Origin of the sequence: Vogesella indigofera (genome assembly GCF_028548395.1) — a bacterium.
GTDB classification, from domain to species: Bacteria; Pseudomonadota; Gammaproteobacteria; order Burkholderiales; family Chromobacteriaceae; genus Vogesella; species Vogesella indigofera_A.
The window spans coordinates 1-13,370 of the sequence record NZ_JAQQLA010000009.1; the positions used below are offsets into that span (position 1 = coordinate 1).

The window sequence follows — 13,370 nt, forward strand, 5'->3', positions numbered from 1 at the left end:
GTGCAAGTATTTGGCTTGGCCAGACACTTACACCTATCGGTTATTCGTTCTGTTAAAGAGCAGTGCTGAACCGCGTTTCGTTTGCGGCGTCAGCTGAGGAGGCGAACTATAGCGAAGCCCGCCACCCGCGTCAACACCCCAAAGCGCACTTTCCAGCACCAAAGCGGCAACTCCTTGATTTCACAAGCACCCCACCGTCAAGAAAAATGAAAAAGGTTGGCCGCAAGCACTGCGGCCAACCTTTGGTAGCTGAATCTAGCGTGTGAATTACGCGTGATAAGCGGTGACGCGTTCCACTTCTTCCTTGGAGCCGAGGAATACCGCAACTCGCTCGTGCAGACCGTTGGGCTGGATATCGAGAATGCGCTGGTAGCCGTTGGTCGCGACACCACCGGCCTGTTCGATGATGAGGGCCATCGGGTTGCCTTCATACATCAGCCGCAGCTTGCCCGGCTTGCCCGGGTCGCGCGCATCCTTCGGATACATGAACACACCACCACGCACCAGGATGCGATGCACCTCGGCCACCATGGAGGCTACCCAGCGCATATTGTAGTCCTTGCCCAGCGGGCCTTCCTGACCAGCCAGCAACTCGCCGATATAGCGTTGCACCGGTGCTTCCCAGTGCCGTTGGTTGGACATGTTGATGGAGAATTCCTTGGTCGTTTCCGGCACCTGCATGCGCGAGTTGGTCAGCACCCACGAACCCAGCTCACGGTCCAGCGTGAAGCCGTACACACCCTGGCCGAAAGTCAGCACCAGCATGTTCTGTGGACCGTACAGCGCATAACCCGCAGCAACCTGGCGGCTACCCGGCTGCAGGAAGTCCTGTTCGGTTGGCTGCTCGTTGCCTTCCGGCGCTTCCAGCACCGAGAAGATGGTACCGACCGAGATGTTGACGTCGATATTGGAAGAACCATCCAGCGGATCAAACAGCAGCAGGTAGCGACCACGCGGCATGTGATCCGGGATCGAGTGCGGCAGCTCCATCTCTTCGGAGGCCATGGCGCCGAGGTTGCCGCCCCATTCGTTGGCTTCCAGCAGGATGTCGTTGGCGATCACGTCCAGTTTCTTCTGGGCTTCGCCCTGCACGTTGCCGGTACCGGCTTCGCCGAGCACACCAGCCAGCGCGCCCTTGTTGACGGAGTGGGCAATGGCCTTGCAGGCACGCGCCACGGTTTCAATCAGCAGACGCAGGTCCGGCGGCAGTGCACCGTGCTGGCGCTGTTCTTCAATCAGGAAGCGGGAAAGGGAGATACGGCTCATCGTTGTCCTCGTATCGCAAGGTAGGTGAAAAACGGCAATGGGCAAAGTTTACCATCGCCCTTCTGCCATCGGGGGTGTTACCTGCGAACTACATGAATTGACAAAGAAAAACGCCCGACTGGGCGGCGCGTACATTCGATGCACGCGCCAGTCGGGCGTTGACAGGATCAGGCAGTCAGGCTCAGGTGTTGAGTTCCTTGGCCAGGTACAGCCAGGTTTCCACCACGGTGTCCGGGTTCAGCGAGATAGTCTCGATGCCCTCTTCCACCAGCCACTTGGCAAAGTCCGGGTGATCGGACGGGCCCTGACCGCAGATACCGACATACTTGTCGAGCTTGCGGCAAGCCTGGATCGCCATGTGCAGCATGGCTTTCACCGCTTCGTTGCGCTCGTCGAAGGTGGTGGCGATCGGGCCACCGGAGTCGCGATCCACGCCCAGGGTGAGCTGGGTCATGTCGTTGGAGCCGATGGAGAAGCCGTCAAAGAACTGCAGGAACTTCTCGGCCAGTACCGCGTTGGTCGGCAGTTCGCACATCATGATCAGGCGCAGGCCATTTTCGCCGCGCTTCAGGCCGTTGGCGGCCAGGATCTCGATCACTTTCTCGGCTTCGGCCAGGGTACGCACGAACGGGATCATGACTTCCACGTTGGTGAGGCCCATCACGTCGCGCACTTTCTTGATGGCGCGGCATTCCAGCTCGAAGCAGTCACGGAAGCTGTCGGCCACGTAACGCGCAGCACCACGGAAGCCCAGCATTGGGTTTTCTTCGTGCGGCTCGTACAGCTGGCCACCGATCAGGTTGGCGTACTCGTTCGACTTGAAGTCGGACATGCGCACGATGACCTTTTTCGGATAGAACGCTGCGGCCAACGTTGACACGCCTTCGGCAATCTTGTCGACGTAGAAGTCAACCGGGCTGGCGTAACCGGCGATGCGATCGGTAATGGTTGCCTTCAGGTCGGCCGGCAGAGTATCAAACTCCAGCAGCGCTTTCGGATGGATACCGATCTGGCGGTTGATCACGAACTCCATGCGCGCCAGACCCACACCTTCGTTCGGCAGCTGCGCGAAGTCGAAGGCCAGTTCCGGGTTGCCGACGTTCATCATGATCTTGACCGGGGACTTCGGCATCTTGTCGAGCTCCAGCTCGATGATTTCCACGTCCAGCAGGCCGTCGTAGATGTTGCCGGTGTCGCCCTCGGCGCAGGACACGGTCACCTGCATGCCGTCGCGCAGTAGGTCGGTCGCGTCGCCACAGCCGACTACGGCAGGAATACCCAGTTCACGCGCGATGATCGCGGCGTGGCAGGTACGGCCACCACGGTTGGTCACGATGGCGGCGGCACGCTTCATCACCGGTTCCCAGTCCGGGTCGGTCATGTCGGTAACCAGCACGTCGCCAGCCTTGACCTGATCCATTTCGGACGCGTCCTTGATCATGCGCACGGTGCCCTGGCCGATCTTCTGGCCAATGGCGCGGCCTTCAGCCAGCACGGTGGACTTGTTCTTCAGGCGATAGCGGCGCAGGGTGTCCTTGCGGTCTTCCTGCGACTTCACGGTTTCCGGACGCGCTTGCAAGATGTACAGCTTGCCGTCGGTACCGTCACGACCCCACTCGATATCCATCGGGCGGCCGTAGTGTTTTTCGATGATCAGCGCGTAGTGGGCCAGTTCTTCCACTTCCGCGTCGGAGATCGAGAACTGTTTTTGCAGTTCCGGTGCCACGTCGACGGTTTTCACCGAGCGGCCGGCTTGCGACGCGTCAGTGAACTCCATCTTGATCAGCTTGGAGCCCATGTTCTTGCGCAGCACGGCCGGACGACCGGCACGCAGGGTTGGCTTGTGGACATAGAACTCATCCGGGTTCACCGCGCCTTGTACCACTGTCTCGCCCAAACCGTAGGAAGAAGTGATGAAGACCACGTCTTCGAAACCGGATTCGGTATCGATGGTGAACATCACGCCGGCAGCGCCGCTATCGGAACGCACCATGCGCTGCACACCAGCCGACAGTGCCACCACATCGTGGGCAAAGCCTTTGTGTACGCGATAGGAGATGGCGCGGTCGTTATAGAGGGAAGCGAAAACGTGCTTCATGGCGTCCTTGACGTTGTCAAGGCCACGAATGTTCAGGAAGGTTTCTTGCTGGCCTGCGAACGAGGCATCGGGGAGGTCTTCTGCGGTGGCAGAGGAACGGACTGCGACGGAAATATCGGCACCACCGGCATCGGCGACCATTTTGTCCCAGGCAGTCTTGATGTCTTCATCAAGCTTGGCCGGGAATGGGGTGTCGATAATCCATTGCCGAATTTCCTTGCCGACGCGGGCCAGTTCGGTGACATCATCGATATCGAGTTTGCCAAGGGCTTGGTTGATTCGGTCGGCGAGGCCATTGTGCTGCAAAAAGTCACGATAGGCGTCTGCAGTGGTTGCAAAGCCTCCCGGTACTCGCACGCCGGAGTTTGCCAGCTGACTGATCATTTCGCCGAGAGAGGCATTCTTGCCGCCTACTTCTTCAACGTCTGTCATGCGCAGCTTCTCGAACCAGATGACGTAGTTCTCTGCCATCACTTCACTTCCTGTATGTGGATTGGACGATAGGGATAGCGCATTCTAGCCGAACAAGTCGCTGTTTGCGTAGCTACTTCTGCACTGCACAACACGGGGTTTGCCCTTACTCAAGGCACAACGCCGCTTTCTGGTGTTCCACCCTGCACCACAATGTCGCAGTTTTGCCGACTACCGCTGTAGTCGGCAAACTACAGCACTCTGCCGGCAACCGCCGCGCTTGCGGCTTGCATCCGCCGCCGCCTGCCCGCAGACTTGCCGCTGTAGACCGCCACTGGACATTTGCAGGAAATCACCATGCCGCATCGCCGTTCCGTTTTTTTTGTTTCCGACCGTACCGGGATCACCGCCGAATCACTCGGAAACACCCTGCTGACGCAATTTGATGCCCAAGAGTTCAAGCGTGAAACGGTGCCGTTTATCGATACCGTGGAGAAAGCGCAGGAGCTGACACGCCAGATTGACGAAGTCGGCGCCACCGACCACCTCAAGCCGCTGGTCTTCACCAGCATCATCAAGGCCGATGTCCGCGCCGCACTGCAGATCAGCCACGCGCTGGTGATCGATTTTTTCGAAACCTTCATCGGCGAGCTGGAACGGGAGCTGGGTGAAAAAGCGACACTACAGCTGGGCAAGGCGCATGGCATGAGCAACGAAGCGGAATACGATCACCGCATCGAGGCGGTGAACTTCTCGCTCAACCATGACGACGGCGTGAAGCTGAAGGATCTGGCCGAGGCCGACGTGATCCTGATCGGCGTGTCGCGTTCCGGCAAGACACCGACCTGCCTGTACCTGGCGCTGCAGTACGGCATCAAGGCGGCCAACTATCCGCTGACCCCGGAAGACCTCGATAGTCCGACGCTGCCGAAAATGCTGCTGCCGTACCGCAGCAAGATGTTCGGCCTGACCATCGATCCGGCGCGACTGCACTACATCCGCTCCGAGCGCCGCCCCGATTCGCGCTACGCCAGCATGGACAACTGCCGCCGCGAGGTGAACGAGGCCGAGTCGATGTTCCGCCATCACTCGGTGCCGTTCATCAGCACTACGCACAAGTCGATCGAGGAAATCGCCTCCACCATCATGCACAAGGCGCACCTCAACCGCCGCTTCTAAAAACGGCTTGACGCCTGCGGCAATGCCGTGATTTGATGAAAAACATGACTACCAAACCCGCAACCGCAGCTTTCTTTTTTACCTGGTGGCGCCTCTGACGGCGGCACCGTGGTTGCGTACGTAAAGCAAACCCGGGAGCAGCCGACAAGGCGCCCGGGTTTTTTGTAGCACTACTCTCCCCTGCGCCAAGTCGGTCTTCCGCGAAATAACGGAGATCAGCATGGACATCCTCAGCACCGTATCCAGTAACGACATCATCCTCACCGGTGACCGCACCACCGGCCCGCTGCACCTCGGCCACTACGTCGGCTCGCTGCGCAACCGCGTCATCCTGCAGGAGCGCTGCCAGCAATTCCTGCTGCTGGCCGACGCGCAAGCGCTGACCGACAACATGGGCAACTACCTGAAGGTGCGCGACAACGTGTTGCAGGTGGCGCTGGACTACCTCGCCGTCGGCATCGCCCCGGCCAAGAGCACCATCTTCATCCAGAGCCTGGTGCCGGAGCTGATGGAACTGGCGTCCTACTACCTCAACCTGGTCACCGTGTCGCGGCTGGAACGCAACCCGACCATCAAGGACGAGATCAAGCTGCGCGGCTACGAGCGCGACATCCCGGCCGGTTTCCTCACCTACCCGGCCGCCCAGGCCGCCGACATCACCGCGTTCAAGGCCACCATCGTGCCGGTCGGCGCCGACCAGATCCCGATGATCGAGCAGACCAACGAGATTGCCCGCCGCTTCAATAGCAGCGTTGGCCGCGAGGTGCTGGTCGAGGCGCGCGCGGTGGTGCCGACCGCCGGCGCGCGCCTGCCCGGCATCGACGGCAAGGCCAAGATGTCGAAATCGCTGGGCAATGCGCTGCCGCTGTCGGCCAGCCCGGACGAGATCAGCCACGCGGTGAAGATGATGTACACCGACGCCAATCATCTGCGCGTCGATGACCCGGGCCAGGTCGAGGGCAATGTGGTGTTCGCCTATCTGGACGCCTTCGAACCGGACAGCGCACTGGTGGCCGATCTCAAGGCGCGCTACCAGTGCGGAGGCCTCGGCGACAGCGTGATCAAGAAGCAGCTGGAGGAACGGCTGCAGGCGCTGCTGGCACCGATCCGCGCCCGCCGCGAACACTACGCGCAGGACCCGGCACAGGTGATGGCGCTGCTGAAGGAAGGCACCTACAAGGCACGCACGGTGGCGGCGCAGACGCTGGCGGAAGTGAAGGCCGCGATGGGGCTGAACTACTACTGAGATCGCTTACCTTGGGGCCAACCCGCAACGTTGGCCGCACTGACATCGGGAGTCACACCATGGAATGGGTTTACCAGTGTCGTAACCTGGACGAAGTCCGCTCGCAGATCGATGCCCTGGACCGCGCCATCGTCAGCCTGATTGCCGAACGTGGGCTGTACGTACATCAGGCCGCCGCCTTCAAGCACAGCGACGCCGAAGTGGAAGACGGCAAGCGCGTCGACCAGGTGATGCGTCGCGTCACCCGTCTCGCCGGTGAGCTGGGCGCCGACGCCGCGCTCACCGCCAAGATCTACCGCACCATGATCGGCCACTTCATCGACAGCGAGCGCGCCGAGCGGCTGCGCCTGGTCGGCGAACGGGAGGCGCACGCATGAACGACGACGGCTCCGGCTTTTCCACGGTGCGATGGCGGCCCATCGCACCAGACAAAAAAAGGCGACACCGGACGGGTGTCGCTTTTTTCATGCCGCCCGCGCCGCTCAGGACAGGGCCAGCGCGCCGGCCAGCGTCCACATCACCGTGCCCACCACGCCGTCCAGCACCCGCCACGACAGCGGCCGCGCAAACAGCGGCGCCAGCAGCCGCGCGCCGTAGCCCAGCGCCGCAAACCACAGCATCGACGCGGTACACGCGCCCAGCGCAAACCACAGGCGGCCGGCGCCCGCCTCCTGGCCGCCGATACTGCCCAGCAGCACCACGGTATCCAGGTATACGTGCGGGTTCAGCAGGGTCAGCGCCAGCACCGTCAGCAGCGCAGCTTTCAGCGGCATGGCCGTGGCACCGGCCGCGATCTGCAGGCTCTCGTCGGCCAGCACCGCCCGCCACGCGCGCAGCCCGTACCAGAACAAGAAGGCCGCACCGCCCCAGCGCGCCACCTCCAGCAGCAGCGGGCTGCGCTGGATCAGGCTGCCCATGCCGGCCACGCCGGCGGCGATCAGCACCGCGTCGCACAGCATGCACACCAGCACCGTCACCCCGACGTGCTGGCGCAACAGGCCCATCTTCAGCACGTGGGCGTTCTGTGAACCGATGGCCATGATCAGGCTGGCGCCCAGACCCAGGCCCTTGAAATAGCTTGCTGTCAGCATGGTGTGCTCCACGAGGTAAGGTTGGCCGCAGTATCGCCGCGACCGCCACACAACAACAGCAAGATTAAATTATCTTGGCTATCATTAATTTCGTTTCACTTACATTGTCTCACCATGAAACTCGACCCCAGGCACAGCGAGGCCTTTCTGGCCGCGCTGGACAGCGGCAGCTTCGAGCAGGCCGCGCAGGACCTGCACCTGACCCCGTCCGCCATCTCGCAGCGCATCCGCGCGCTGGAAGAGGTGCTCGGCAAACCGCTGCTGGTGCGCAGCCGCCCCTGCCGCGCCACGCGCGAAGGGCAGCTGCTGCGCCAGCACCTGCAGCGTGCCGCGCTGCTGGAGGCCGATCTCGCCGCCACCTTTGCCGGCGACGACAGCGCGATGCTCAGCGTGTCGCTGGCAATCAACGCCGACAGCATCGCCAGCTGGTTCCTGCCGGCGCTCACCCCCTTCCTGATCCGCGAACGCGTGCTGCTGGACGCGATCGTGGACGACCAGGACCACACCTACACCCTGCTGCAGGCCGGCATGGCGCTGGGCTGCGTGTCCACCGAGCCGCAGGCAATGCGCGGCTGCAGCGCCAGCCCCTTGGGCGTGATGCGCTACCAGGCGCTGGCCAGTGCCGACTACCACGCGCGCTGGTTTGCCGGCGGCGTCAGCCGTGACGCACTGCGCCGCGCCCCGGTGATGATCTACAACCGCAAGGACAGGCTGCAGGCCGACTGGCTGCTGCAGCACTTCGGCCTGCCGGACGACAGCTACCCCTGTCACTTCCTGCCCGCGTCCGACCCCTACCTGCAGGCGGTGTGCCTGGGACTGGGCTGGGGCATGCTACCCGACGTGCAGCTGGCCGCCAGCGGCCAGGCGCACACCCTGTTGCCGCTGCAGCCGGACAAGCCGGTGGACGTGGCGCTGTACTGGCACCACTGGCAGGTACAGTCGCCGAGGCTGGCCAGACTCAGCGAGGTGCTGATTGCCGCCGCGCAACAGGTGTTGCGACCAACGTCGGGCGGCTGAAGCTGGCTGGCAAGCCGCCTGAAATAAGATTGGCCGCACGCCTTCGGGCAGGCGGTGCGGCCAATGATTGGGATTGCCGGTACACGGCGCAGCAGTGCGCCGTGCCCTGCTTACTGCGCGACCGGGCCGGCCGGTAGCGGCAGCAGCTTGCCCATCGCGCTGGCGCCCTGCGCCGCGTGCTCCGGCAGCAGCTGCATGCCGAGCCAGACGCCGCCGACGATCAGCAGCACCACCAGCCCGCCCTTCCAGATGAAGCCGAACGACCAGTCCGCCTCGGCACGGTGCCGCAGCGCGAACAGAAAGGACAGCGGCGGCAGGAAGAAGGTCAGCGAGCCCCACACGATGCGGCCGTGGTTGAAGGCCGCCATCGTCGCGCCCAGGCAGCCGAGATAGAACACCACCACGGCGACGGAAAATACCAGACCGATCAGCGCGACCAGCCCCAGAATCAGCATGCTCATTGTTTGTCAGCTCTTAAAAAGTCAGTTGCAGGCCATCGTACGCCACCGCCACCCCCGGCGGACACTGCGCCGACAGGGCCTGGTATTCCAGCTGGTGCGTCATGTGGATCAGGAAGGTCTGCCTTGCGGCCAACCTTTGTGCCCAGTCCAGCGACGCCGCCAGATGCAGGTGCGAAGGGTACGGCTCCGGTCGCAGACAGTCGAGGAATAACGTGTCCAGCCCCTGCAGCAGCGGCAGGCTGGAGTCGGGAATGTCGGACAGGTCGGTCAGCCACGCCACATCGCCGATGCGCCAGCCCAGGCACGGCCAGCCGCCGTGCTGCAGCGGGATCGGCGTCACCGTCACGCCGTTGATGGTCAACGGCGCCGTCACCAGCTCGGTGTGCAGCACCGGCTTGTCCCACACCGGCGACGGCGGCGCCAGCGCGTAATCGAAGCGGCGGCGGATGTTGTCCAGCGTGAAGGCATTGCCGTACAGCGTGATCGGCCCCTTTTTCACGTAGCAAAAGGCGCGCAGGTCGTCGATGCCGTTGAGGTGATCGGCGTGCGGATGGGTGTAGAGCACGGCATCGACGCGGCTGATGCCCTCGCGCAGCGCCTGCTGGCGCAGGTCGGGGCCGGTGTCGATCAGCACGCCGGCGTCGCCGATGCGCACATAGGCGGAGCAACGGGTGCGCCGGTTGCGCGTATCCGTCGAGCTGCAGGTAGGGCAGCCGCAACCGATGGCCGGCGTGCCGCTGCTGGAGCCGCAACCGAGTACTGTCCACTGCAGCTTGCTCGTCACCATGGTCTCAACCCTGCCCCGCGACGCGCTGCGCCTTGGCAAACAGGCGGAAGAAATTGTCGGTGGTGGCCTCCGCCACCGCCTCGAACGACAGGCCGCGCAGCTCGGCGATATGCTCTGCCACGTGCTTGACGAAGGCCGGCTCGTTGGTCTTGCCGCGGAACGGCACCGGCGCTAGGTACGGCGAGTCGGTTTCCACCAGCAAGCGCTCCAGCGGCACCTTCTGCGCCACCTCCTTCACCACCGCCGCGTTCTTGAAGGTGACGATGCCAGACAGCGAGATATAGAAGCCCAGATCCAGCGCGGCACGGGCGGTGTCCCAGTCTTCGGTGAAGCAGTGCATCACGCCGCCGGCCTGATCTGCACCGTGCTCGCGCATCATGCGCACGGTATCGGCGGCGGAGGAGCGGGTGTGGATCACCAGCGGCAGGCCGGTGCGACGCGCGGCGCGGATGTGCACCCCGAAGCGCTCGTGCTGCCACGCCAGATCGCCCTGACACCAGTGATAGTCGAGGCCGGTTTCGCCGATGCCGACCACCTTCGGGTGCGCCGCGTGCGCCACCAGCTCGTCCTCGCTGAACTCCTCCGCCTCCGGGTCGTCCGGGTGGATGCCGACGGTGGCGAACAGGTTGGCGTGCGCCTCGGCCAGTGCCAGCACCTCCGGATATTTCGGGCGGCTGACACCGATCACCAACGCGTGGCCGACACCGTTGCCGGCCATATTGGCCAATACTTCCGGCATGCGCGCGGCAAGGTCGGGGAAATTGATATGGCAGTGCGAATCGACCAGCATGATGGGCTTCCAAAAAAATTGCGGCCAACGTTGGCCGCAACAAATTGACAGCAGAAATTGTAGAAGATTGCCTACTGCTTGTGAACTTGCCTGCTCACAGCGAGCAGCTTTCCATTACTGCCGCTCAGAAAAAGGTGCTCTGGAGATTGCTACGCATCCTGACCAGCTCATCGCTCAGTTGCGGCAACGCCCTGCCTTCCGCCGGCATGACCCGATACAAGCGGAACTGGTTACTGCTCTTCGTTTCGTACAGTTCGGTAATGTACAGTTTTGTGCTGCCTTGGCTATCCGCCTGGAACAGCATATCGCCATAGGCATTTTCGACGGCGCTGTAAATATCGGAACGCTTAGACTCCAGTGCCGGGCTTGCTACCCGTACCGCGAGGCAAGACATGCGCTGATTTCTGGCTTCGAGAATATCCTGATAGACATAGTCTTCGCTTTTCTGGCACACAGGGAGAATATTGGTCAGATACTCGGTGCGGACACGGCTGTAAAGGCTGATATCAAGCCGCATGAATTCATTCAGTCGCTCGGCATTGAATTTGCCGAGATAAAGATAACCGGTTGCCACGCCCCGCCCGGAAATCGGCGAGCCGACTTCGTCGACCGTATCCAGATAATAACCACTATGCAGCACCTGCCAGGAACTGCCCAGCTCAAGCGGCTTGCTGCCCAGTGTCAACCGGCTCAGCTCGGTACCTTTCGGCAGAGCTTGCACGAACTTATTCCCTTGCTCCTTGGCCGAGTCAAAAAAACCGAAGTCGACACGGACTTCCGTTGCCTGCGCGCTCCCCATCAATGCCAACAGCGCCAGCGCGCTAATGAAGCGTTTCATTTTTTCCCCTTTCCGGCCTTGTGTACCGGTTCATCCCGCATGATCAATATTCAGCCTGTTTTTCTGTTGCCATTGTCTTGCCACAGAAAAAAACCAAAATGAATATTATTTCAAAAAGGAGAAAAACAAAACAACTTAAACCAAAAGCATAAATCGTAAGAAAAAATCACATGGTATGCGTCGGCCGCGTCGAGTTCAGCGCGCCGCCGAGCAGGCTCTCGATCTTCAGCCGCGCCTGCTTGCAGGTTTCGTCGGCGGCGAATTCGATGCCGATGCCCTGGTTGCGGTTGTTGTTGGCGCCGGCGGGGGTGAGCCACGCCACCTTGCCGGGGATCGCCAGCTTCTGGGTGTCGTCCAGCAGCGTCAGCAGCAGGAACACCTCGTCGCCGAGGTTGTAGTCGCGGTTGGTCGGTACGAAGATGCCGCCGTTGCGCAGGAAAGGCATATAGGCCGCGTACAGCGCGCTACGTTCCTTGATCGACAGCGACAGCACGCCGGGGCGGCTGGCATCGGGCTTGATCTCGACTGCGTTATCCATGCTGGTCCTGTGTCAGGTGGGCTTGCCGGCAAAGGCTTTCAGGTAGTTCATCAACAGGGCTTCCAGTTGTAGCCTTGTCACCAGGGTGTGCTGGCCGTACGGCGCCAGCGCGGTCAGTTCGCGCTGGCAATCCATTAAAGCATGGATATTCAGCCGTGGCAGCAGGCGCTGCATCGCCGCCTGCTGCGCCGGGAAGTAGCGCACCGCGCCGCCCAGCCGCAAGGCGGCCAGGTCGTGCAGCCATTTGCCCAGCCAGCGCAGCGGCAGCTCCAGCGCCACTTTCTGCTTGTCGACGGCATCGGCGAGGCTCAGCACGCTGCCCATGCTGCACTCGGTCAGCCCGGACACGAACTGCTTGCGCAGCGCCGCCTCCGCCGCGTCGTGCTCGAACAGCGGCATGCCGCCGTGAAACGCCAGCTCGGCCTCGGCGTCCTCGACGCCCTGCTCGTTCACCCACGCCAGTGCCTGTGCCGCCGACGGCAGGCTGAGCGGGAACTGGCGGCAGCGGCTCTTGATGGTCGGCAGCAGCCGCTGCGGCGCATCGGACACCAGCAGGAACACCACCTCGGCCGGCGGTTCTTCCAGCACTTTCAGCAGCGCGTTGGCGGCGGCCGGGTTCAGTGCTTCCGCCGGTTCCACGATCACCACCCGCCGTCCGCCGCGGTGGGCGCTGAGGTGGGCGAATTCGATCACGTTGCGCACGCCGTCGATCTTGATCACCGGCAGCTTGCGTTTCGGCGCCTTGGCTTCCTTACCCTCTTCCGCCTCCTCGTCGTCGCCGTGCGGCGTCAGCACGCGCAGGTCGGGATGGTTGCCGGCGGCAAACCAGTGGCAGGCCTGGCACTGACCGCAGGCGTGATGGTCGGCCTGCGGCGCCTCGCACAGCAGCGAGCGCGCCACTTCCTGTGCGAACTCGCGCTTGCCGATGCCGGCCGGGCCGCTGAGCAGCCAGGCGTTGGGCAGGCGCTCGAAGTTGGCGGCCAACCTTTGCCAGTCGCCGGCTTGCCACGGGTAACGCATCAGGCTTGTGCTTTCAGCATGGAGAGACGGCCGGCCAGCTGCTGCTGGATGTCGGCGATGTCACCGGTGGCGTCGACCACGAAGAAACGCTGCGGATAGGCGGCGGCGCGGGCAAGGTAGCTGTCGCGCACGCGCTGGTGGAAGTCCTCGCGCTCGCGCTCGAAACGGTCCGGCAGCCGCGTCTGGCTCAGGCGCTGCTGCGATACCTGCAACGGCACGTCGAGCAGAATGGTCAGGTCCGGCTGCAGGCCCTGCTGCACCCACTCTTCCAGCTGCGCGATGCGCTTGGCCGGCACGCCGCGGCCACCACCCTGGTAGGCGAAGGTGGCATCGGTAAAGCGGTCACTGACTACCCAGCGTCCCATGGCCAGCGCCGGGCGGATCACCGACGACAGCAGCTCCTGGCGACTGGCGAACATCAGCAACGTCTCGGTATCCAGCGTGGCCTCGGTGTCAACGTCGAGCAGCAGCTCGCGCAGCTTCTCGCCCAGCGGCGTGCCGCCCGGCTCGCGGGTGAACACGGTGTCAACGTTGGCCGCAGCCAGCCAGTTGCGGATGAAGGTCAAATGCGTGGTCTTGCCGGCACCGTCGAGTCCCTCCAGCGTAATGAAGCGCGCTCTGGACATCA

The 13,370-nt window shown here is 62.8% G+C and carries 14 protein-coding genes; 4 read left to right on the forward strand and 10 right to left on the reverse strand.

The window, feature by feature from the left end; all coding sequences use genetic code 11:
- Nucleotides 1-267: 267 nt before the first annotated feature.
- Nucleotides 268-1,266, reverse strand: a complete 999-nt coding sequence (locus PQU89_RS13545; RefSeq protein ID WP_272766295.1) for a class 1 fructose-bisphosphatase — start codon at nucleotides 1,264-1,266, stop codon at nucleotides 268-270.
- Between the two features lie 181 nt (nucleotides 1,267-1,447).
- Nucleotides 1,448-3,835 (reverse strand): phosphoenolpyruvate synthase, encoded by a 2,388-nt coding sequence (gene ppsA / locus PQU89_RS13550; protein WP_272766296.1) that lies wholly within the window; start codon nucleotides 3,833-3,835, stop codon nucleotides 1,448-1,450.
- A 297-nt stretch (nucleotides 3,836-4,132) separates the two neighbouring features.
- Here ppsA and ppsR point away from each other — a divergent pair, with 297 nt between their 5' ends.
- The 3 genes from ppsR to PQU89_RS13565 all read left to right on the forward strand — a co-directional run bounded on the left by ppsR (nucleotide 4,133) and on the right by PQU89_RS13565 (nucleotide 6,577).
- Nucleotides 4,133-4,954, forward strand: coding sequence for a posphoenolpyruvate synthetase regulatory kinase/phosphorylase PpsR (gene ppsR / locus PQU89_RS13555; RefSeq protein WP_047967859.1), 822 nt, complete (start codon nucleotides 4,133-4,135; stop codon nucleotides 4,952-4,954).
- 220 nt (nucleotides 4,955-5,174) lie between these two features.
- A complete protein-coding gene (gene trpS, locus PQU89_RS13560; protein WP_272766297.1) occupies nucleotides 5,175-6,200 on the forward strand; it encodes a tryptophan--tRNA ligase in 1,026 nt (341 codons plus the stop codon).
- Nucleotides 6,201-6,259: 59 nt separating this feature from the next.
- Nucleotides 6,260-6,577, forward strand: coding sequence for a chorismate mutase (locus PQU89_RS13565; RefSeq protein WP_189353996.1), 318 nt, complete (start codon nucleotides 6,260-6,262; stop codon nucleotides 6,575-6,577).
- Between the two features lie 105 nt (nucleotides 6,578-6,682).
- Here PQU89_RS13565 and PQU89_RS13570 read toward each other — a convergent pair whose 3' ends face one another.
- The gene (locus PQU89_RS13570) at nucleotides 6,683-7,291 is read right to left on the reverse strand and encodes a LysE/ArgO family amino acid transporter (protein WP_272766298.1); all 609 of its coding nucleotides are present in this window, start codon (nucleotides 7,289-7,291) and stop codon (nucleotides 6,683-6,685) included.
- A gap of 114 nt (nucleotides 7,292-7,405) precedes the next feature.
- On the opposite strand from PQU89_RS13570, the gene argP reads away from it, so the two are divergent.
- Nucleotides 7,406-8,308 (forward strand): HTH-type transcriptional regulator ArgP, encoded by a 903-nt coding sequence (argP, locus tag PQU89_RS13575; protein ID WP_272766299.1) that lies wholly within the window; start codon nucleotides 7,406-7,408, stop codon nucleotides 8,306-8,308.
- A 110-nt stretch (nucleotides 8,309-8,418) separates the two neighbouring features.
- On the opposite strand, the gene PQU89_RS13580 is transcribed toward argP, so the two are convergent.
- The 7 genes from PQU89_RS13580 to tmk form a co-directional block, all read right to left on the reverse strand.
- The gene (locus PQU89_RS13580; protein WP_255909819.1) at nucleotides 8,419-8,769 is read right to left on the reverse strand and encodes a hypothetical protein; all 351 of its coding nucleotides are present in this window, start codon (nucleotides 8,767-8,769) and stop codon (nucleotides 8,419-8,421) included.
- 13 nt (nucleotides 8,770-8,782) lie between these two features.
- A complete protein-coding gene (locus PQU89_RS13585; RefSeq protein WP_272766300.1) occupies nucleotides 8,783-9,556 on the reverse strand; it encodes an MBL fold metallo-hydrolase in 774 nt (257 codons plus the stop codon).
- Nucleotides 9,557-9,560: 4 nt separating this feature from the next.
- Nucleotides 9,561-10,346, reverse strand: a complete 786-nt coding sequence (locus PQU89_RS13590) for a TatD family hydrolase (protein ID WP_272766301.1) — start codon at nucleotides 10,344-10,346, stop codon at nucleotides 9,561-9,563.
- Between the two features lie 124 nt (nucleotides 10,347-10,470).
- Nucleotides 10,471-11,184, reverse strand: coding sequence for a hypothetical protein (locus PQU89_RS13595; RefSeq protein ID WP_272766302.1), 714 nt, complete (start codon nucleotides 11,182-11,184; stop codon nucleotides 10,471-10,473).
- A gap of 166 nt (nucleotides 11,185-11,350) precedes the next feature.
- On the reverse strand, nucleotides 11,351-11,722 hold the full coding sequence (locus PQU89_RS13600; RefSeq protein WP_047967842.1) for a PilZ domain-containing protein: 372 nt from the start codon (nucleotides 11,720-11,722) through the stop codon (nucleotides 11,351-11,353).
- Between the two features lie 12 nt (nucleotides 11,723-11,734).
- Nucleotides 11,735-12,742, reverse strand: a complete 1,008-nt coding sequence (gene holB, locus PQU89_RS13605; RefSeq protein WP_272766303.1) for a DNA polymerase III subunit delta' — start codon at nucleotides 12,740-12,742, stop codon at nucleotides 11,735-11,737.
- Complete coding sequence (gene tmk, locus PQU89_RS13610; RefSeq protein WP_373322820.1) at nucleotides 12,742-13,368, reverse strand: dTMP kinase; 627 nt, start codon at nucleotides 13,366-13,368, stop codon at nucleotides 12,742-12,744. The genes holB and tmk overlap by 1 nt, the downstream gene beginning before the upstream one ends.
- Nucleotides 13,369-13,370 lie beyond the last annotated feature (2 nt).